This is a genomic window from Pseudomonas sp. SDO5271_S396, assembly GCF_054071795.1.
The window spans coordinates 37963-57321 of the sequence record NZ_JBSVWB010000039.1 but is presented as its reverse complement, the minus strand read 5'-3'; the positions used below and the strand labels follow the sequence as shown (position 1 = coordinate 57321).

Sequence of the window (19359 nt, the reverse complement as noted above, 5' to 3'; positions counted from 1 at the left end):
TCGGACCACAATCCCTTGTGGGAGCGGGCTTGCCCGCGAAGCGCAGGCTTTTTACTTTTTCAGCGCCTCGGCACCCTGCAACGGCTCATCACCCAGCAGCAAATCCTTGTCATGGCCGACCTGTTCCTCTTCGAACAGGCGCCAGGTGCGGTCGCCTTCCACGCCCAGCAGTTCGACGAAACGGCGACCTTCGACCTTGTCGGTAACCTGGCCGATGTAGCGCCCTGCTTCGCTGTCACTGCGGGCCAGGTTGATCTTGCGATCCTTTTCGGGCTGGGTCGGGGAAATCAGATTCAGTTCCAGGGTGTTCGGGTTGCTGTTGCCGGTGAGGTGCAGTTCGACTTCACCGGTCAGCGCATCCAGGTGCAGTTTGGCGCGCAGTTGCAGGGTCTGGGCCAGCAGTTCGCGGTCCAGGGAGCGGTTGATGCCTTTGCCGGCCTCGTAGTAGTTGTCGTTGACCAGGTTGTCCGGGTTTTTTACCGCGATGGTCACCATGGACAACGTCAGGGTCACCGAGCAGGCCAGGATCCCGATGATGATCCAAGGCCAGAGGTGCTTGTACCAAGGGCTTGTGGCAGTTGCTGTGGACATTGTCGGGCTCTCTTTCAACGAACTTGTGGGCCGATGAATCGGCTCTTGGCTTCAATATGGACGCTGGCGTCATCGGCATCGGTAAGGATGAATTTCACCTCGTTGGTGCTCGACGGCAGTTGTTCCGGCGCGCTCGACAGCTCTACCGGCATGCTGACGATATCACCGGCCGCCACCTTGATTTCGCGCCGGCCTTGCAGCTTGAGGTCCGGCAGGCCTGCCGCGTCGAGTACGTAAGTGTGGTCGCGCTGGTCCTTGTTCATGATCTTCAGGCTGTAGACGTTTTCGATGCGGCCTTCGGCGTTCTCGCGGTAGAGCACGCGGTCCTTGCTCACGTCGAAACCCACCAGCGAACGCATGAAGAACGCCGTCACCAACAGGCTGATCATCGCCAGCAACACCAGCGCATAGCCGATCAGGCGCGGGCGCAACGTGTGGGTCTTCTGCCCGGACAGGTTGTGTTCGGTGGTGTAGCTGATCAGGCCGCGCGGGTATTCCATCTTGTCCATGATGTTGTCGCAGGCGTCGATGCATGCTGCGCAGCCGATGCATTCGATCTGCAGGCCGTCGCGGATATCGATGCCGGTGGGGCAGACCTGCACGCACATCGTGCAATCGATACAGTCACCCAGGCCCTGGGCCTTGTAGTCGATACCTTTCTTGCGCGGGCCACGTGCTTCGCCACGGCGCGGGTCGTAGGAGACGATCAGGGTGTCCTTGTCGAACATCACGCTCTGGAAGCGCGCGTAGGGGCACATGTAGATACACACCTGTTCGCGCAGCCAGCCGGCGTTGCCGTAGGTGGCGAGGGTGAAAAAACCGACCCAGAAATACGACCAGCCATCGGCCTGGCCGGTGAAGAAGTCGAACACCAGTTCGCGGATCGGTGAGAAGTAGCCGACAAAAGTCATGCCGGTGACAAAACCGATCAGTAGCCACAGGGTGTGCTTGCTGAACTTGCGCAGGAATTTGTTGGCGCCCATCGGCGCTTTATCGAGCTTGATGCGTTGGTTGCGGTCGCCTTCGGTGATTTTTTCGCACCACATGAATATCCAGGTCCACACGCTTTGCGGGCAGGTGTAACCGCACCAGACGCGTCCGGCATACACGGTGATGAAGAACAGGCCAAAGGCCGCCACGATGAGAATGCCCGAGAGCAGGATGAAGTCCTGGGGCCAGAAGGTCGCGCCGAAAATGAAGAATTTGCGCTCGGGCAGGTTCCACCATACTGCCTGGTGGCCGCCCCAGTTCAGCCACACGGTGCCGAAGTAGAGCAGGAACAGCAAGGCGCCACCGAGCATGCGCAAATTGCGGAACAGGCCGGTGAAGGCACGGGTGTAGATTTTCTCTCGCGAGGCGTAGAGATCGACGGTCTTGGCAGGCGGGGTAACGTCATGTACCGGTATCTGGTTGCTCATCATTGCATCCCACGGCGGTGGAGATTTGCCTCGGCCAGTACGTGCCGGTCGGGGTCAAAACAGGCTGTTGCAGTGTCGTTATGATACGCCTCCATTGCTGCTGATCGGGGGCGACCTACGTGACCTGGATCAATTGATCTGGCAAGTAGGCTCGGTTTTGGCTGGCTCGGTCGTCAAAAACGAAGGAGGTCCCCTGTGGGAGCGGCCTTGCTCGCGAATGCGATGCGTCAGTCGCAAATCAAGTTGACTGATACACCGCATTCACAAGCAAGCCCGCTCCCGCACTTACTGCTCCTCGGCCTTCTTGTCCCCATGGGACAAGCTGTACACATACGCCGCCAGCAAGTGCACCTTATCGTTACCCTGCAATTGTTCCTGCGCAGGCATCTGGCCCTGGCGACCGTAGCGAATGGTTTGCTGCAACTGGGCGAAGCTCGAACCGTAGATGAACGCACCCGGGTGGGTGAGGTCTGGCGCGCCCATGGCGGGGGTGCCCTTGCCTTGCGGGCCGTGGCAGGCCACGCAGTTGGCGGCGAAGAGTTTCGCACCGTTGGCGACGTCGGCCTTTGCGCCTTCCGGCAGTTTGCGGCCATCGAGGTTGGTCACCACAAAGCCCGCCACGTCGGCCACGCCTTGTTCGCCGATGACGTCGGCCCAGGCCGGCATCACCGCGTGGCGGCCTTTCATGATGGTTTCCTTGATGGTGGCCGGTTCGCCACCCCAGCGCCAGTCGGCATCGGTCAGGTTGGGAAAGCCGTAAGCGCCCTTGGCGTCGGAGCCATGGCACACCGAGCAGTTGGATGCGAACAGGCGACCGCCCATCTTCAAGGCTTGCGGGTCCTTGGCCACTTCTTCAATCGGCATCGAGGCGAATTTGGCGAAGATCGGGCCGAACTTGGCGTCCGACCGTGCCATTTCCTTTTCCCATTCATGCACGCCGGTCCAGCCGGTCTGGCCGTTGGCGAACGGGGTTTGCTTGTCGTTGTCGAGGTAGTTGTAGCCCGGCAGCAGGCCCTTCCAGTTGCCCAGGCCCGGGTACAGCGCCAGGTAGCTCAGGGCGAAGACGATGGTGCCGACGAACAGCATGAACCACCACTTGGGCAACGGGTTGTCATACTCCTCGATGCCGTCGAACGAATGGCCGACGGTTTCGTCGGTTTGCTCGGCGCGCTGCCCCCTGCGGGTCGACAGCAGCAGCCAGGTCAGGGCGAAAATGGTACCCAGACTGAGGACTGTGACGTACAGACTCCAGAACGTAGTCATTCTTTGTTACTCCTAGAAGCTTGCTCGACGTGCTTGATGGCTTCGGGATCATCCGCAAAGGGCAGCATGGTCGCGTCGTCAAACTCCGACTTGCGCCGTGGACTGAACACCCACAACGCCAGGCCGACAAAGGCCACCATCACGACAACGGTGCCCAGGCCTCGAATCATCCCGATATCCATGAAGGTCACCGTTTGCTTTTGATGAGGGTGCCCAGGCCTTGCAGGTAGGCCACCAAGGCGTCCATTTCGGTCTTGCCCTTCACGGCTGCGGCTGCACCGGCGATATCTTCATCGGTGTAGGGCACGCCCAGGGTGCGCAAGACTTCCATCTTCTTCGCGGTGTCCTTGCCGTCGAGCTTGTTTTCCACGAGGAACGGATACGCCGGCATTTTCGACTCCGGCACCACGTTGCGCGGGTTGTACAGGTGCGCACGCTGCCAGTCATCGGAGTAACGCCCGCCGACACGGGCCAGGTCCGGCCCGGTGCGCTTGGAGCCCCACAGGAACGGGTGGTCCCACACGCTTTCGCCGGCCACCGAGTAATGGCCGTAGCGTTCGGTTTCGGCGCGGAACGGACGGATCATCTGCGAGTGGCAGCCGACACAACCGTTGGCGATGTAGACGTCGCGGCCTTCCAGTTCAAGGGCGGTGCGCGGCTTCATGCCTTCCACCGGCTTGTTGGTCACGTCCTGGAAAAACAGCGGAACGATCTGGGTCAGGCCGCCGATGCTTACGGCGATGACCATGAAGAAGGCCAGCAGGCCGATATTCTTCTCGACTACTTCATGCTTCATCAGTGCGCTCCCACAACGGCGATCTTGGCGGCGGCTTCGGCTTCGGCAGGGTCGGAGGCACGTACGGTGCGCCAGACGTTGTAGGCCATGAACAGCATGCCGGCGGCGAAGAACGCACCGCCCAGGGCGCGGACGATGTAGCCCGGGTGGCTGGCTTGCAGCGCTTCGACAAAGGAGTAGGTGAGGGTGCCGTCATCGTTGATCGCGCGCCACATCAGGCCTTGGGTGATGCCGTTGACCCACATCGAGGCGATGTAGAGCACGGTGCCGATGGTGGCCAGCCAGAAGTGCGCGTTGATCAGCCCGACGCTGTGCATCTGCACGCGACCGAACAGTTTGGGAACCATGTGGTACACCGCGCCGATGGAAATCATCGCCACCCAGCCGAGGGCGCCGGCGTGCACGTGGCCGATGGTCCAGTCGGTGTAGTGGGACAGCGAGTTGACGGTCTTGATCGCCATCATCGGCCCTTCGAAGGTCGACATGCCGTAGAACGCGAGCGACACCACCAAAAAGCGCAGGATCGGGTCGGTGCGCAGCTTATGCCAGGCGCCCGAGAGGGTCATCATGCCGTTGATCATGCCGCCCCAACTGGGGGCCAGCAGGATGATCGACATCGCCATGCCCAGGGACTGTGCCCAGTCCGGCAATGCGGTGTAGTGCAAGTGGTGCGGGCCGGCCCAGATGTACAGGGTGATCAGCGCCCAGAAGTGCACGATGGACAGTCGATAGGAGTAGATCGGACGCTCGGCCTGTTTGGGCACGAAGTAGTACATCATCCCCAGGAAGCCGGTGGTCAGGAAGAACCCCACGGCGTTGTGGCCGTACCACCACTGGATCATCGCGTCCGTCGCCCCGGAGTAGGCCGAGTAGGACTTGAACAGGCTGACCGGCAGCGAAGCATGGTTGACGATGTGCAGCATCGCCGTCACCAGGATGAACGCGCCGTAGAACCAGTTGCCCACGTAGATGTGCTTGGTCTTGCGCTTGACGATGGTGCCGAAGAACACCACGGCGTAGGTCACCCAGACGATGGCCAGAAAAATGGCGATGGGCCATTCCAGCTCGGCGTATTCCTTGGTGGTGGTGTAGCCCAGCGGCAGGGTGACGATGGCACCCAGGATGACCGCTTGCCAGCCCCAGAAGGTGAAGGCCGCAAGGCTGTCGGAGATCAGTCGCGTCTGGCAGGTTCGCTGCACGACATAGTAGGAGGTGGCAAACAATGCACAACCACCGAAGGCGAAGATCACCAGGTTGGTGTGCAGTGGGCGCAGGCGACCGAAGGTCGTCCATGGCAAACCGAAATTCAATTCCGGCCAAACCAGTTGCGAGGCGATGAACACCCCGAGCCCCATGCCAAGGATCCCCCAGACCACCGTCATGATGGTGAACTGGCGGACTACCTTATAGTTATAAGCAGTCGGACTGATTGCTGTGCTCATTCTAAGGTTCCACGGTTCAGGTTTTTTTATAGGTAAAATCGGCCGCAAGTATGTAGAAAGCGAGGGGCCATTGCAACGCAATGACTGACCTGTATCAATGCGTTCCACGCCAGATTCTGCGCCCTTTCCCTGTTTTGAGTAGGGACAAAATACAAAATGGAAAGCTGATCGAGTGGACAGGAAAATTTCGGCTCGTGACGGGAGTCGTCGCGTATGCCAGAACCGGTCCGCTGTGCAGGGAAGCGTAGACCCGAATGGCGGGAGGGGAAAGTTGTGCGTTGGAGGGGGTGTGACAAAAGGTCGCGAAGTCTCGGCGGGGGAAAGGGCGGTTATTCGTCCCAGGGATTGATCACCGTCACGCCACTGGATTTGAAGTCACTGCGATTGCGTGTGAACACGGTGAGTCCGTGTATCCGCGCGGTCTTGCTGGCCGGGCTAGCAAGACAGTGCGCAAAAAGCGTTGGCGAACACCAGGCCAGATCTATTTATGCGTGAAAACTCTTCATGGATTGGAACCGGCTAGGCCTTTTTCCCACATAGGAAAAGCAAATAGGCAGTAGGACTTCCAGTTAAGGAGAATTTGATGAGTGTTAACGCAATGTCCAATCACGCCATGCACGCTATGCAGCCGGCGTCGCAACTTTCGGCAAAACCGGGCACCGACAATCCGTTCACGCGAATGAGTGAGGCGCAATTGGTCAGGCATCTCTACGCTAATTTCGACAGGTTCACCGACCCTAAGCAGCCAGGCGTTGTCACGCGTCAATCCCTTGAGCGCATCGCGTATAGCTCCACGCAGTCTGGTATCAGCGCCGAAGATTCGCAGTTTGCACGGGCGCTGCTGGAAAACCATGGCCTCATGGACAAGCTGGACACCTATGGCAGGTCCAGACACGACGGAAAAATTAAACGGGAAAGTGCCCTTGCCGTCGCCTCCCCTGAGTACCAGCGGTTCAGTACCATGAGCGATAAGGAGATGTCCGACTACTTGATTGATCATTTCGATACGTTCAAGGAGTCCCCGGAAACTTTTAGCGCGTCCGGGCCCGATCTGGGGGTGACTATTTGGTCACTTGAGGATGTAGCCCTTTGGCCGAAGTCGCCTCTTGAGGCGAAGATGTTTGCGCATGAGTTGCTGGATCGCCCCGAGCTGATGAGTCGGCTGGGATTGAAGGATCGGGGCAGCCGAGTGACCCAACAATCTCTCGTGATCGCTCAGTCCAATCTTCCGTAAGTGCAACAATCAACGCTGTCGGTCTGATTGAAGCCACTGCAACCTGACAAAAAGCCCCGTCAGTATTCACTGTGCGGGGCTTCGTAGTGGGCGAGGGCTGATTACTCCTGCGTCTTCTGCTCCCCATGGGACAAGCTGTAAACATACGCGGCCAACAAGTGCACTTTGTCATTGCCCTGCAACACGTCCTGCGCCGGCATCTGGCCCTGGCGGCCATGGCGGATGGTCTGCTGCAACTGCGCCAGGCTGGTGCCGTAGATGAAGCCGGCGGGTTCGGTCAGGTCAGGTGCGCCCATGGCTTCCATGCCGTGGCCTTCCGGACCATGGCAAGCCACGCAAGTGGTGTTGAATGCAGTTTTACCGGCACCCAGGTCGGCCGTGTTGTCGGCCGGCAGAGGCAGCTTGGCCAGGTCATGACGCACGTAGGCAGCGACGTTCTTCACACCCTCGTCGCCGAGCATGTCACCCCAGGCCGGCATCGCCGCATGACGCCCATTCATGATCGTCGTTTTGATCGCGTCGGCCGAACCGCCCCAGCGCCAGAGCGTGTCCGCCAGATTCGGGAAGCCGTACGCGCCCTTGGCATCCGAGCCATGGCACACCGCGCAGTTGGAGGCGAACAGGCGCGCCCCCATTTTCAGCGCCTGCGGATCCTTGGCGACCTCTTCCACCGGCATCGCCGCGAATTTGGCGAAGATCGGCCCGAACTTGGCGTCGGCCCTGGCCATTTCCCTGTCCCATTCCCTGGTCTGGGTCCAACCGTCTTCATAGCCTGGCAACACACCTTTCCAGTTGCCCAGGCCCGGGTAGAGGATCAGGTAGCCGACCGCAAACACCAGGGTGCCGACGAACAGCATGAACCACCACTGGGGCAGCGGGTTGTCGTATTCCTCGATACCATCGAAGGCGTGGCCCATGGTCTGGTCCAGGCTGCCCTTGGTTTCGCCCTTGCGGGTGCCGATCAGCAGCCAGGTCAGGCCGATCAGGCTGCCGAGGGTCAGTACGCAGATCCATGTACTCCAGAACAGGGTCATGGCTGTGGGCTCCTTGTTGCAGGCTCGTCATGAGCGTCGGATGGAGAAGGTTCATCGGCGAACGGCAGCAGGCGCGCCTGCTCGAATTCCGCATTGCGTTGGCGGTTGAACACCCACAGCGACAGGCCGATGAAGGCGATGGCGACCACCAGCGTGCCGAGGCCGCGGACGGTGCCGGCATCGAATTCAAATCCCATGGCTCACCTCTTGCTCTTGATGGCAGTGCCGAGCACTTGCAGGTAGGCAACCAGCGCGTCCATCTCGGTCTTGCCCTTGAGGCTGGCCACGGCACCGCTGATGTCGTCGTCGCTGTAGGGCACGCCAAGGGTGCGCATGACTTTCAACTTGGTCTCAGTGTGACTGCTGTCGACCTGGGCGGTGACCAGCCACGGGTAGGCCGGCATTTTCGACTCGGGCACCACGTTGCGCGGGTTGTACAGGTGCGCGCGGTGCCAGTCGTCCGAGTAGCGCGCGCCGACGCGCGCCAGGTCCGGCCCGGTGCGCTTGGAGCCCCACAGGAACGGGTGGTCCCACACGCTTTCGCCGGCCACCGAATAGTGGCCATAGCGCTCGGTCTCGGCACGGAACGGGCGGATCATCTGCGAGTGGCACTGTACGCAACCTTCGCGAATGTAGATATCACGGCCTTCCAGTTGCAGCGCGGTATAAGGCTTCATGCCATCGACCGGGGTGTTGGTCACATCCTGGAAGAACAGCGGGACGATCTGGGTCAGGCCGCCGATGCTCACGGCCAGTACCATGAGCAGCATCAGCAGGCCGACGTTCTTTTCAATCGTTTCGTGTTTCATCTTGAACTCCTCAGGCCAACTGCGCGGTGGTGACGGCTTCGACAGGTTGCGCCGAACGCACGGTGCGCCAGGTGTTGTAGGCCATCAGCAGCATGCCGCCGAGGAACACCGCACCGCCCACCAGCCGCACGATGAAGCCCGGATGGCTGGCCACCAGGGTTTCGACGAAGGAGTAGGTCAAGGTGCCGTCTTCGTTGACCGCACGCCACATCAGGCCCTGGGCGATGCCGTTGACCCACATCGAGGCGATGTAGAGCACGGTGCCGATGGTGGCCAGCCAGAAATGCGCGTTGATCAGGCCGAGGCTGTACATCTGCTCGCGGCCGAAGACTTTCGGGATCATGTGGTACAGCGCGCCGATGGAGATCATCGCCACCCAGCCGAGAGCGCCGGCGTGGACGTGGCCGATGGTCCAGTCGGTGTAGTGGGAGAGGGCGTTGACGGTCTTGATCGCCATCATCGGGCCTTCGAACGTCGACATGCCGTAGAAGGCCAGGGAGACGACCAGGAAGCGCAGGATCGGGTCGCTGCGCAGCTTATGCCAGGCGCCCGAGAGGGTCATCATGCCGTTGATCATGCCGCCCCAGCTCGGGGCCAGCAGGACCAGCGACATCACCATGCCCAGCGACTGCGCCCAGTCCGGCAGCGCGGTGTAGTGCAAATGGTGGGGGCCGGCCCAGATGTACAGGGTGATCAGCGCCCAGAAGTGCACGATGGACAGGCGATAGGAATACACCGGGCGTTCGGCCTGCTTGGGCACGAAGTAATACATCATCCCCAGGAAACCGGCGGTGAGGAAAAAGCCGACGGCGTTGTGCCCGTACCACCACTGCACCATGGCATCCGTCGCACCGCCGTAGAGAGAGTAGGACTTGGTCAGGCTGACCGGGATTTCCAGGTTGTTGACGATATGCAGGATGGCCACGGTGATGATGAACGCACCGAAGAACCAGTTGCCGACGTAGATATGCTTGGTGGTGCGCTTCATCACCGTGCCGAAGAACACGATGGCGTAGGCCACCCAGACGATGGTGATGAGGATGTCGATCGGCCATTCCAGTTCGGCGTACTCCTTGGAACTGGTGTAGCCCAGTGGCAAGGTGATCGCGGCCAGAAGAATGACAAGCTGCCAGCCCCAGAAGCAGAACGCGGCGATTTTCGGCGCGAACAGCTGTGTCTGGCAGGTGCGCTGCACCGAATAGAACGAGCTGGCGAACAGTGCGCAACCACCAAAGGCGAAGATCACCGCGTTGGTGTGCAATGGGCGCAACCTGCCGAAGCTGGTCCACGGCAGGTCGAAGTTGAGCGCAGGCCAGACCAATTGGGCGGCGAGAAAAACCCCGAGGCCCATGCCGACGATGCCCCACACCACCGTCATAATGGCGAATTGGCGGACCACCTTGTAGTTATAGGTGGTACTTAAAGTAGTGTTCATGGTTCCCCATCCACGGTTCAACCCAAGCCAGTGCGGCACTTGGGCTGGAGTTATAGGCAGACTAAAAAGCGAGGCAAGCATGGGCAAAGAGCACAAGGCCAGTATTGACGGGGATCAATGGGCGCAGTGTGTGCGGGAGCGGGGTTGGTTGTGGGATGTCGCGACAGGCGCCGGCGCGGATACGCCGGTGACCTTGATCCTGGCCCACGGCGCCGGCGCCCCGATGGACTCAGCGTTCATGAGCGACATGGCTGCACGCCTTGCCGCGCACGGCGTGAACGTGCTGCGCTTCGAGTTTCCCTACATGGCCCAACGCCGTGTGGACGGTGGCAAGCGTCCGCCGAACCCGGCGCCCAAACTGCTGGAGGCCTGGCGTGAGGTGTACACCGAGGTGCGACGTCATGTCGCTGGGAAACTGGCGGTTGGCGGCAAGTCCATGGGCGGGCGCATGGCCAGTTTGCTCGCCGATGAGTTGGGTGCCGACGGACTGGTGTGTCTGGGCTATCCGTTCTATGCGGTGGGCAAGCCTGGGAAACCTCGGGTCGAGCATCTCGCCGGGCTGAAGACGTCGACCTTGATCGTGCAAGGCGAACGCGATGCCCTGGGCAATCGGGAGGCGGTGGAAGGGTATGGGTTGTCGCCGAGCATCGAGGTGATGTGGCTGGTGGCGGGGGATCATGACTTGAAGCCGTTGAAGGCGTCGGGGTTCAGCCATGAGCAGCATCTGGAGGCGGCGGCGGTGAAAGTGGCTGAGTTTCTTGGTGGCTGTTAGGGCCTCTTCGCAGGCAAGCCAGCTCCCACATTGGACGGGGTTCACAGATTTTGATTTGTGAATGCATTCAAGTGTGGGAGCTGGCTTGTCGAGTCGTCGCACCGCTGCGAAAGCGGTTTATCGGTTGAAACGCTCTACCAGCGAATACTGGGTATTGGCGGTATGGGTCAGCTCTTCACTCAACTGCGCCGAGTTCAGGGCCTGCTCCGACGTCTGATCCGCCAGCAACGCAATGGTGCTGATATTGCGGCTGATCTCTTCGGCGACCGAGCTTTGCTCTTCGGTCGCTGCGGCGATCTGGGTGGTCATGTCGGTGATATGCGCCACTGCCTCGCTGATGCCCACCAGTGCCTCATCGGCCTCCATCACTCGCGCTACGCCTTCTTCGGCCTGGCGATGCCCGGCGTCCATGGTTTGCACGGCGGCGCTGGCGGTTTGCTGCAGTTTGGCGATCAGGGTATGGATCTGACCGGTGGACTCGGCAGTGCGCTGAGCCAGTTGACGAACTTCGTCCGCGACCACCGCAAAACCACGGCCCATCTCACCGGCACGGGCCGCTTCGATGGCAGCATTCAAGGCCAGCAGGTTGGTCTGGTCGGCGATGCCTTTGATCACATCGACCACGCCGCCGATTTCATCGCTGTCCTTGGCCAGCTGGGTCACGGTCACGCCGGTTTCACCCACTGCGACGGACAGGCGCTGAATCGCCTCGCGGGTTTCCCCGGCGATGTCGCGACCACGGCCGGTCAGGCGGTTGGCTTCCTGGGTCGCATCGGCCGTGCGCTGCACATGGCTGGCGACTTCCTGGGTGGTCGCCGCCATCTGGTTGACCGCGGTGGCCACTTGTTCGGTTTCGACGCGCTGGCGTTCCAGGCCGCTGGAGCTGTTGTGCGCCAGGGTATTGGACTGCGCCGCCTGATCGTTGAGGTGTTCGGCGGTGTCCTGCAAACGTGTGAGGCACGTCTTCAGGCGTGCCTCCTGGCTGAGGATCGACATCTCCAGCCGTGCCTGGGCGCCACGGCTGTCGGTGTACATCTGCGCGATCAACGGGTCGGAGGTGGTCTGTTCCGCCAGGCGCAGCAGGCGCTTGAGGCCACGTTGCTGCCAGCTCAGGCCCAGCAGGCCCAGCGGCACCGACAACGCCGCCGCCAGGGCGAAGCCCCAGTGGGAATTGAGTGACGCGCCGATCATGAAGCTCAACTGGCTCACCAGAATAAAGGGCAGCCAGTCCTGCAACACCGGCAGCCATTTATCGCGCTGTGGAACGGCAGACTTGCCCTGGTTGAGGCGTTGATAGAGCGCTTCGGCCCGGCGGATCTGCTCGGCGGTGGGCTTGATACGCACCGATTCGTAGCCGATCACCTGGTTGCCATCGAAGACCGGCGTCACATAGGCGTTGACCCAATAGTGATCACCGCTCTTGCAGCGGTTCTTGACGATGCCCATCCATGGCAAGCCTTGTTTGAGCGTGGCCCACATGTGCGCGAACACCGCCGCCGGAACGTCTGGGTGACGCACCAGGTTGTGCGGCGCACGTACCAGTTCGTCACGGGTGAACCCACTGATCTCGACAAACGCGTCGTTGCAGTAAGTGATCACACCCTTGGCATCGGTGGTGGAGATCAACCGTTGCTGAGCGGGGAAGGTACGTTCGCGCTGGGTAACGGGTTGGTTATTACGCATGATTGTTCAATCCGCAAGGCTTTGAGGGGGTATCGGCGGTTGCAGGCATTTATTTAGCTTATTTTTTGCAACAATCAGCCGGCCAGCATCGGGTACGTAAACAAACCGAAGTGAAGCAGGTTCAAGCCGAAGTGCGTCGCCACCGCAGCACCCAGTCCGCCGAAGCGATAGGCCAAGCCATACCCGATGCCCGCGATCGTCGCCAGGAGCACCCAGTACCAGCCCGCCCCGACATGCACCAGGCCGAACAGCAACGAAGCCAGCAGCAGCGCCAGGTTCTCGCCGTAGGGTAGGTGTTTGAGGCGCTGGCTGAGCCCGCCCTGAATGTAGCCGCGGAACAGTGTTTCCTCCACCAGGGTCACCAGCAGCAGGTTGTTGAGTACCCACAGCCAAGACTGGTCCGGCCACTTGGGCGCCCAGTCGATCACGCCCAGCAGGTTCGCCAGGCCCAGCGCAACAATGGCCGTCAGCGTCAACGCCAGTGCGGTCACGCAGATCGACAGGCGCAAGGTGCGCCGCGCCACGATCCATGGGCAGGCCAGCAGCAGCCAGAAACCAATCAGCGGTTTGTCCTGGTTCAGGTACATCGAGAAGGGCACTGCGTCAGCGGTAAACCGTTGAGGGGCGATGGCGCGACCGTTGTAGAAGCCCGGTAACCAGTGCATGGCCAGGCCCAATGCCAGCACGATGAACAAGCCGTGGCCAAGGTAGCGTGCCCAGGGCGTGCGTTGCTGGCGCACGGCGTAGCCGGCCAGTAACAGCAGGGCGATGGACAGTGCCGCCAGTGCGCCCAGTTGCCCGTAGGCGAGGGCCAAAACGTAGCCGATGGAAAGAAGCGCCAGGTACAGCCAGGGCAGTGCGATCATGGGGAGCATCCTTGAAAAAACTCGGCGGCATTATAGCGACGGGTCTTGCCGACCCGCATGAAAACTCCGCCACGCGCGGGTGTTCATGAAGTGTTTGCAAAACGTATCCGCGGCTGGTTATAGTCGCCGCGTCTTCATCCCTTCACACAAGATCAGCCCATGCCAGCTCTCCAGCGCACAGTGGTAGTCGATTCAGCGGTCAACGCTGCGGTCGTGCCGTGCGGGAACCAGCAGCCTGTGCAGATCAGTCATTACCCACCTCCTGTCAGTAGCACGCCGGTGTACGCAGTCGTATCACCGCCGGGTGTTGGCATTTCGGGCTGATCAGCTGATCGCTGTTCCCGTCTGCCCACCTCAAAAACACTACTGAGTTTCAGCGCTTGCTGAATTGGCTTCTTGTCTGATGACAGGTGGTATTCATGTCTGTTCTTTCGAAACAATCCGTGGCCGCGGCGGCCTCGACGAGCCTGTTTGTCCTGCTGTGGAGCAGTGGGGCGATTTTCTCCAAATGGGGCCTGGCCCACGCTTCACCCTTTGCCTTTCTGCTGATCCGTTTTGCCATTGCCCTGATGGGCTTGGTGGTGCTGATTCCGGTTCTGCGGTTGAAGCTGCCGCGTCCCGGCAAACCCTTGCTCTACGCGGTATCGACCGGGCTGGTGTTGCTCGGGGCCTATCAGATTTTCTATCTGCTGGCCTTGAACCTTCACGTCACGCCGGGGGTGATGGCTACCATCATGGGCGTGCAGCCGATCCTCACTGTGGTGCTGATGGAGCGTCAGCGTTCGTTGAGCCGCGTGTTCGGCCTGGGGCTTGGGTTGGCGGGGCTGGTCATGGTGGTCTATCAGGGCATCGGTGTGTCCGGCATGTCCCTGGCGGGCATGCTGTGCGGGCTGCTGGCCCTGGCCAGCATGACTTTCGGCTCGATCATGCAGAAGCGCATTACCGACAACCCGCTGGGCACACTGCCGGTGCAGTACCTGGCGGGGCTGCTGCTGTGTGCGGTGTTTGTACCGTTCCAGCCGTTCCATTTTGAACACGGCACCGGCTTTTACCTGCCGGTGCTGTGGATGGGGCTGGTGGTGTCCGTGCTGGCGACGCTGTTGCTGTACCGCCTCATCGCCCGGGGCAATCTGGTGAATGTCACCAGTCTGTTCTACCTGGTGCCGGCGGTGACGGCGGTGATGGACTACCTGATCTTCGGCAACCGGCTGGCGCTGCTGAGCCTGCTGGGGATGGGGTTGATCATCATCGGCCTGGTGTTTGTGTTCCGCAAACACTGATGGATGCCGCTGCAGGAGCCGGCATGCCGGTTCCTACAGCGGTTTGGCCAATTTGCCCGGTCGCAGCACCAGCCACAACGCGCCCGCAATCAACACACCGCCATACAGATGCGCCATCGACAGGGGTTCATCGAGCAGTAACGCGCCCCACAGCACGCCGAACGGCGGAATCATGAAGGTCACGGTCATCGACTTCACCGGGCCGATGGCGGACAGCAGGCGGAAGTACAGAATGTAGGCGAACGCGGTGCACACCAGGCCCAGCCCCAGCAACGACAGCCACACATTCCAGCCGCCCCAACTGGCAGGCGGATGGCTGATGGCGTTGTAGACAAACAACGGCAGCAGTAACAGTGTGGCCCCGAGCATGCTGCCCAGGGCCGAAAGGCGGCTGTCCAGCCCACCTTGCTGGTCCAGCCAGCGTCGGGCGAGAAAGCCGGCAAAGCCATAGCAGGTGGTGGCCAGCAGGCAGGCCAGCGCGCCCATCAACAGGTGCAGGTCAAACGCTACCGGCCCGGCACGGGTCAGCACGCCCACCCCCAGCAGGCCCAGGCACACCCCCGAGACTTTCGACAGCGTCATGCGCTCACTGAAAAACAGTCCGCCGATCAACACACCCATCAGCGGCGTGGTGGCATTGAAGATCGCCGAATAACCCGCTGGCAGCACTTGGGCGGCCACCGAATACAGGGTCGCCGGGATCCCGGAATTGATCATCCCGAGCAGCAGCACCGTCTTGAACTTGCCCTGGAAATCCCACTTCACCCGCATCACCGCGAGGATCGCCAGCAAGCCCGCAGCGGCAATCGACACGCGGAAAAACGCCGTCGGCACGCTGCCGATCTCCGGCGCGATGATGCGCATGAACAGAAAGCTTGCGCCCCAGACGGCCGCCAGCCCCAGCAGGTACACAATATCGACAGGTCTCACGAAGCGCTCCTACGTCAGTAAGGCGGCGAGTGTTGCCCAGAGACCTGCCCAACACAATCACTGATTACACGACAAACCGCGTGACCAGCCCGTTGAGGTCCACGGCCAGGCGCGACAGCTCCTGGCTGGCGGCTGACGTTTGCGTGGCGCCGGCGGCGGTCTGGGTGGACAAGTCACGAATGTTCACCAGGCTGCGGTCCACATCCCGTGCCACCAGCGCCTGTTGCTCGGCGGCGCTGGCGATCACCAGGTTGCGCTGGCTGATCTGCGAGATGGCGGCGGTGATCTTTTCCAGGGCGCTGCCGGCGCTGTTGGCCCGTTGCAGGGTCTGGCCGGCGTGTTCGGCGCTGCTGGTCAGGGCGTCGACGGTGTCCTGGGTCCCGCGCTGGATGCCGGTAATCATCTGTTCGATTTCTTCGGTGGAGTCCTGGGTGCGTTGCGCCAGGGAGCGCACCTCATCGGCGACCACCGCAAAACCACGTCCGGCCTCACCGGCCCGCGCCGCTTCGATGGCTGCATTCAAGGCCAGCAGGTTGGTTTGCCCGGCGATGCCGCGGATCACTTCCAGCACCTTGCTGATGTCCTGGGCCTGCACGGCCAGGCCTTCGGCCTTGTTGGAGGCGCCGAGCACTTCGTCCACCAGGTTCTGGATCGAGCTGATGGTTTCGCTGATCTGGTAGTGGCCGTGTTTGCTGTCCTCGTCGGAGGCCTGGGACGCTTCGGCACTCGACACCGCATTGCCCGCCACTTCATCCACGGCAGCGCTCATTTCGGTGACGGCGGTGGCGGCCTGTTCGATCTCATCGTTCTGCGCCTGCAAGCCACGGGTGCTCTGTTCCATCACCGAGCTCATCTCTTCGGCGGCCGAGGCCAGTTGCTGGGCCGACTCGCTGATGCCACGAATGGTGCTCTGCAACTGCGTCTGCATGGTGGCCAGGGCGGTCAGCAACTGGGCCGGCTCATCCTGGCCCTGCACCACGATCGGTTGGCTCAGATCACCGCCGGCGATGGTGCGCGCCACATTCAATGCCTGGCCAAGCGGTGCGGTGATACTGCGGGTCAGCAACCACGCCAGCAGGAGGGTGGCAATCAGCGCGATGACGATGATCAGGCCGACAACCCACTGCGCGCTCGAATACATCTGCGCGGCTGAATCCGCCGCGGCTTCCACACCTTTCTGGTTGAAGGTGATCAGGTCCTCCAGGCTTTGATTGAGGACCGTGCCCTGGGGCGCCAGGCGGCTGTTGAGCAGGTCAATGGCCTCCTGTTGCTGGTCTTTGTCCACCAGGGCGACCATTTGATTGACGATGCTGAGGTAGGTGGCCGCGTTGCCTTTCAACACCTTGAGCAGGTCGCGTTCGGCGTCGCTGCTCAGCAGGGTTTCATGGCGGTCCAGCAAGGCTTGCAGTTCGCTGCGCTGGCGGGTGATCAGGACCTTGCTGTTGTCGCGGATACGCGATTCGTCGGTGGTGGCCAGGCGCAGGGCTTCCAGACGGATGCTGGCCACATAGGCGGCGCTGTCGTGGATGTTCTCGATGCTGGGCATCCATGACTCTTCGATAACCAGCGCGCTCTCCCGCAGCTTGGCCATCTGCCCCAGGCCAAACAGGCCCACCACCACCAGCAGACTGGCCAGTACCCCAAAACTCAGGCTGGCGCGCAGACCGATCCTCATGTTCCTCAATGACATCTCAATGCTCCTTGGGCGATTAGAACCTGTTCCCGGATCGGTCTTCAGACCTTGTTAGGGTGGGAGAGGGCGCGCTATATATCAAAGTGCCATCAATGTCGTAATCAGGGTTTCCCTTAGTGGAATTCCGCGCATCGCGAGGTGGAGACGATCGAGGTTGTGCAGCGCTTTCCGGCGCCTGCCTGCCAAGCCCCGCCGTTGCAGGCGTACGGGTAAAACGAAAGGTGACTTGGAGGTTTGTTTGTTGACCGATTGGTCGAATAAAAAAATTGAAAACAAATGTACGAAATACGCGGATTTGTTCCGGTTTGTGCAAGAAGTGACTCTTCTCGCGCCTGCATTCACTGACTAAGCTCAAGGCTCCAGATACCCGCAGAGGTTTCCCGCATGTCGCAGTCCGCCCTCGCCGTCGCCCGGATGATCCTCGATGGCTTTGACGATTACCGTGAGCATTTCCGCCGGATCACCGACGGTGCCCGTGAGCGTTTCGAAAAAGCCCAATGGCAACTGGGGCAGGCGGCTTCGGCGGCGCGCATCAATCTTTATGAAGAGAAGGTTGCAGAGGTAACTGCGCGGCTGCGCGCGCACTTCGAAGAGGCAGTCTTGCTCGACATCGATGCCTGGCCCGTGGTGAAAAGCGCCTACATCGGGATGATCGACCTGCGCTTTGACGATGAACTCTCGGAGACCTGGTACAACTCGATCTTCTGCGGCCTGTTCAGCCACGACCTGATCAGCGATGGTTGCATGTTTATCCACACCACCCGGCCCAGCCTGCGCCGGGCGCGGGCCGCGCAGACCCGCACCTACACGCCCGACGGCAACATCGCGCAGATGCTGGCGCAGATCTTTGCCGACTACCGTTTCAGCGAGCCCTACGCGGACCTGGCCACCGACCTGCGCCGCCTTGAAGCGCAACTGCGCGAAAGCCTGCCGGACTGGGTGTGCAAGGACCCGGAACTCAATGTCGAGCTGTTCTCCTCGGTGCTGTATCGCAACAAGGGCGCCTACCTCGTTGGCCGTCTCTATACCCGCGATGAACAATGGCCGCTGGTGATTCCGCTGCTGCACCGCGAAGGCCGGGGTATCCAGATCGATGCGCTGATTACCGACGAAGCCGAGGTGTCGATCATCTTTTCGTTCACCCGGTCCTACTTCATGGTCGACGTACCGGTACCGGCGGAATTTATCGGCTTTCTCCGACGCATCCTGCCGGGCAAGCACATTGCCGAGCTGTATACCTCCATCGGTTTTTACAAGCACGGCAAGTCAGAGTTCTACCGCGCATTGATCAACCACCTGGCCACCACCGATGACCGCTTCATCATGGCCCCTGGCGTGCGCGGCATGGTCATGAGCGTATTCACCCTGCCGGGCTTCAACACGGTCTTCAAGATCATCAAGGACCGTTTTTCACCGTCGAAAAACGTCAACCGCGCCACCGTGATCGAGAAGTATCGCCTGGTCAAAAGTGTCGATCGCGTGGGGCGCATGGCCGACACCCAGGAGTTCGCCGACTTCCGTTTTCCCCTGAGCAAGTTCGAACCCGAGTGCCTGGCCGAGCTGCTGGAAGTCGCTGCCGGCACCGTCGAGGTAGAGGGGGACACCGTGCTCATCCGCCATTGCTGGACCGAGCGGCGCATGACCCCGCTCAACCTCTACCTGGACAACGCCAACGCAGCCCAGGTGCGCGAAGCCCTGGAGGACTACGGCCTGGCCATCAAGCAACTGGCGGCGGCGAATATTTTCCCCGGCGACATGCTTCTGAAAAACTTCGGCGTCACCCGCCATGGGCGTGTGGTGTTCTACGACTACGACGAAATCTGCTTTCTGACCGAGGCCAACTTCCGCCACATTCCGCCGCCGCGCACCCCGGAAGACGAAATGGCCTCCGAGCCCTGGTACTCCATCGGCCCGCTTGACGTATTCCCCGAAGAGTTCCCGCCATTCCTGTTTGCCGATGCCAGCCAGCGCAGACTGTTCGACGAATTGCACGGCGAGTTGTATGACGCCGACTACTGGAAGGGCCTGCAAGAGGCGATTCGGGCAGGCAAGGTGATCGATGTGTTCCCTTACCGGCGCAGGGACCGCGATAACGAATGAGGCGCGCGCGGGT

Annotated in this window: 18 protein-coding genes and 1 pseudogene; 4 read left to right on the top strand and 15 right to left on the bottom strand. The window is 61.1% G+C overall.

The features are described 5' to 3' along the window. Window positions 1-51 precede the first annotated feature (51 nt). From ACW9IN_RS22725 to ACW9IN_RS22695, 7 genes and pseudogenes are all read right to left on the bottom strand, one after another. Window positions 52-591 carry a FixH family protein gene (locus ACW9IN_RS22725; protein ID WP_457367914.1) on the bottom strand — a complete coding sequence of 180 codons (540 nt, stop codon included), beginning with the start codon at window positions 589-591 and terminating at the stop codon, window positions 52-54. Between the two features lie 14 nt (window positions 592-605). Continuing rightward, the gene (gene ccoG, locus ACW9IN_RS22720) at window positions 606-2009 is read right to left on the bottom strand and encodes a cytochrome c oxidase accessory protein CcoG (RefSeq protein ID WP_457367913.1); all 1404 of its coding nucleotides are present in this window, start codon (window positions 2007-2009) and stop codon (window positions 606-608) included. 285 nt (window positions 2010-2294) lie between these two features. Continuing rightward, window positions 2295-3272 carry a cytochrome-c oxidase, cbb3-type subunit III gene (gene ccoP, locus ACW9IN_RS22715; protein ID WP_457367912.1) on the bottom strand — a complete coding sequence of 326 codons (978 nt, stop codon included), beginning with the start codon at window positions 3270-3272 and terminating at the stop codon, window positions 2295-2297. Continuing rightward, a complete protein-coding gene (locus ACW9IN_RS22710) occupies window positions 3269-3454 on the bottom strand; it encodes a CcoQ/FixQ family Cbb3-type cytochrome c oxidase assembly chaperone (protein ID WP_005790274.1) in 186 nt (61 codons plus the stop codon). Before ACW9IN_RS22710 ends, ccoP (ACW9IN_RS22715) begins: the two co-directional genes overlap by 4 nt. 5 nt (window positions 3455-3459) lie before the next feature. Next, window positions 3460-4068 (bottom strand): cytochrome-c oxidase, cbb3-type subunit II, encoded by a 609-nt coding sequence (gene ccoO, locus ACW9IN_RS22705; protein WP_025854274.1) that lies wholly within the window; start codon window positions 4066-4068, stop codon window positions 3460-3462. Next, on the bottom strand, window positions 4068-5510 hold the full coding sequence (ccoN, locus tag ACW9IN_RS22700; protein ID WP_457367911.1) for a cytochrome-c oxidase, cbb3-type subunit I: 1443 nt from the start codon (window positions 5508-5510) through the stop codon (window positions 4068-4070). Before ccoN (ACW9IN_RS22700) ends, ccoO (ACW9IN_RS22705) begins: the two co-directional genes overlap by 1 nt. 329 nt (window positions 5511-5839) lie before the next feature. Further along, window positions 5840-5932, bottom strand: a pseudogene (locus ACW9IN_RS22695) (VapC toxin family PIN domain ribonuclease); the annotation flags it as partial. A 161-nt stretch (window positions 5933-6093) separates the two neighbouring features. Here ACW9IN_RS22695 and ACW9IN_RS22690 point away from each other — a divergent pair. After that, on the top strand, window positions 6094-6744 hold the full coding sequence (locus ACW9IN_RS22690; protein WP_457367910.1) for a hypothetical protein: 651 nt from the start codon (window positions 6094-6096) through the stop codon (window positions 6742-6744). Between the two features lie 101 nt (window positions 6745-6845). On the opposite strand, the gene ccoP (ACW9IN_RS22685) is transcribed toward ACW9IN_RS22690, so the two are convergent. The 4 genes from ccoP (ACW9IN_RS22685) to ccoN (ACW9IN_RS22670) are packed head-to-tail and all read right to left on the bottom strand — an operon-like array spanning window position 6846 to window position 10022. Next, window positions 6846-7778, bottom strand: a complete 933-nt coding sequence (gene ccoP, locus ACW9IN_RS22685; RefSeq protein WP_457367909.1) for a cytochrome-c oxidase, cbb3-type subunit III — start codon at window positions 7776-7778, stop codon at window positions 6846-6848. Further along, a complete protein-coding gene (locus ACW9IN_RS22680) occupies window positions 7775-7975 on the bottom strand; it encodes a cbb3-type cytochrome oxidase subunit 3 (RefSeq protein ID WP_457367908.1) in 201 nt (66 codons plus the stop codon). Before ACW9IN_RS22680 ends, ccoP (ACW9IN_RS22685) begins: the two co-directional genes overlap by 4 nt. Before the next feature lie 3 nt (window positions 7976-7978). Continuing rightward, on the bottom strand, window positions 7979-8587 hold the full coding sequence (ccoO, locus tag ACW9IN_RS22675; protein WP_457367907.1) for a cytochrome-c oxidase, cbb3-type subunit II: 609 nt from the start codon (window positions 8585-8587) through the stop codon (window positions 7979-7981). 10 nt (window positions 8588-8597) lie between these two features. Further along, the gene (gene ccoN / locus ACW9IN_RS22670) at window positions 8598-10022 is read right to left on the bottom strand and encodes a cytochrome-c oxidase, cbb3-type subunit I (RefSeq protein ID WP_457367906.1); all 1425 of its coding nucleotides are present in this window, start codon (window positions 10020-10022) and stop codon (window positions 8598-8600) included. A 79-nt stretch (window positions 10023-10101) separates the two neighbouring features. Between ccoN (ACW9IN_RS22670) and ACW9IN_RS22665 the strand changes: the two genes are divergently transcribed. Next, a complete protein-coding gene (locus ACW9IN_RS22665) occupies window positions 10102-10794 on the top strand; it encodes an alpha/beta family hydrolase (RefSeq protein WP_457367905.1) in 693 nt (230 codons plus the stop codon). 117 nt (window positions 10795-10911) lie between these two features. On the opposite strand, the gene ACW9IN_RS22660 is transcribed toward ACW9IN_RS22665, so the two are convergent. Then, entirely contained in the window at window positions 10912-12477 is a 1566-nt protein-coding gene (locus ACW9IN_RS22660) for a methyl-accepting chemotaxis protein (protein WP_457367904.1), read from the bottom strand. 74 nt (window positions 12478-12551) lie between these two features. Continuing rightward, on the bottom strand, window positions 12552-13343 hold the full coding sequence (locus ACW9IN_RS22655; protein WP_457367903.1) for a CPBP family intramembrane glutamic endopeptidase: 792 nt from the start codon (window positions 13341-13343) through the stop codon (window positions 12552-12554). Between the two features lie 419 nt (window positions 13344-13762). Between ACW9IN_RS22655 and ACW9IN_RS22650 the strand changes: the two genes are divergently transcribed. After that, complete coding sequence (locus tag ACW9IN_RS22650) at window positions 13763-14623, top strand: DMT family transporter (protein WP_457367902.1); 861 nt, start codon at window positions 13763-13765, stop codon at window positions 14621-14623. Between the two features lie 33 nt (window positions 14624-14656). Here ACW9IN_RS22650 and ACW9IN_RS22645 read toward each other — a convergent pair whose 3' ends face one another. Continuing rightward, complete coding sequence (locus ACW9IN_RS22645) at window positions 14657-15553, bottom strand: DMT family transporter (RefSeq protein ID WP_457367901.1); 897 nt, start codon at window positions 15551-15553, stop codon at window positions 14657-14659. A gap of 64 nt (window positions 15554-15617) precedes the next feature. Continuing rightward, window positions 15618-17228, bottom strand: a complete 1611-nt coding sequence (locus ACW9IN_RS22640) for a methyl-accepting chemotaxis protein (protein WP_457367915.1) — start codon at window positions 17226-17228, stop codon at window positions 15618-15620. A gap of 402 nt (window positions 17229-17630) precedes the next feature. Here ACW9IN_RS22640 and aceK point away from each other — a divergent pair, with 402 nt between their 5' ends. Continuing rightward, window positions 17631-19346 (top strand): bifunctional isocitrate dehydrogenase kinase/phosphatase, encoded by a 1716-nt coding sequence (gene aceK, locus ACW9IN_RS22635; protein ID WP_457367900.1) that lies wholly within the window; start codon window positions 17631-17633, stop codon window positions 19344-19346. The last annotated feature ends 13 nt before the right edge of the window (window positions 19347-19359 follow it).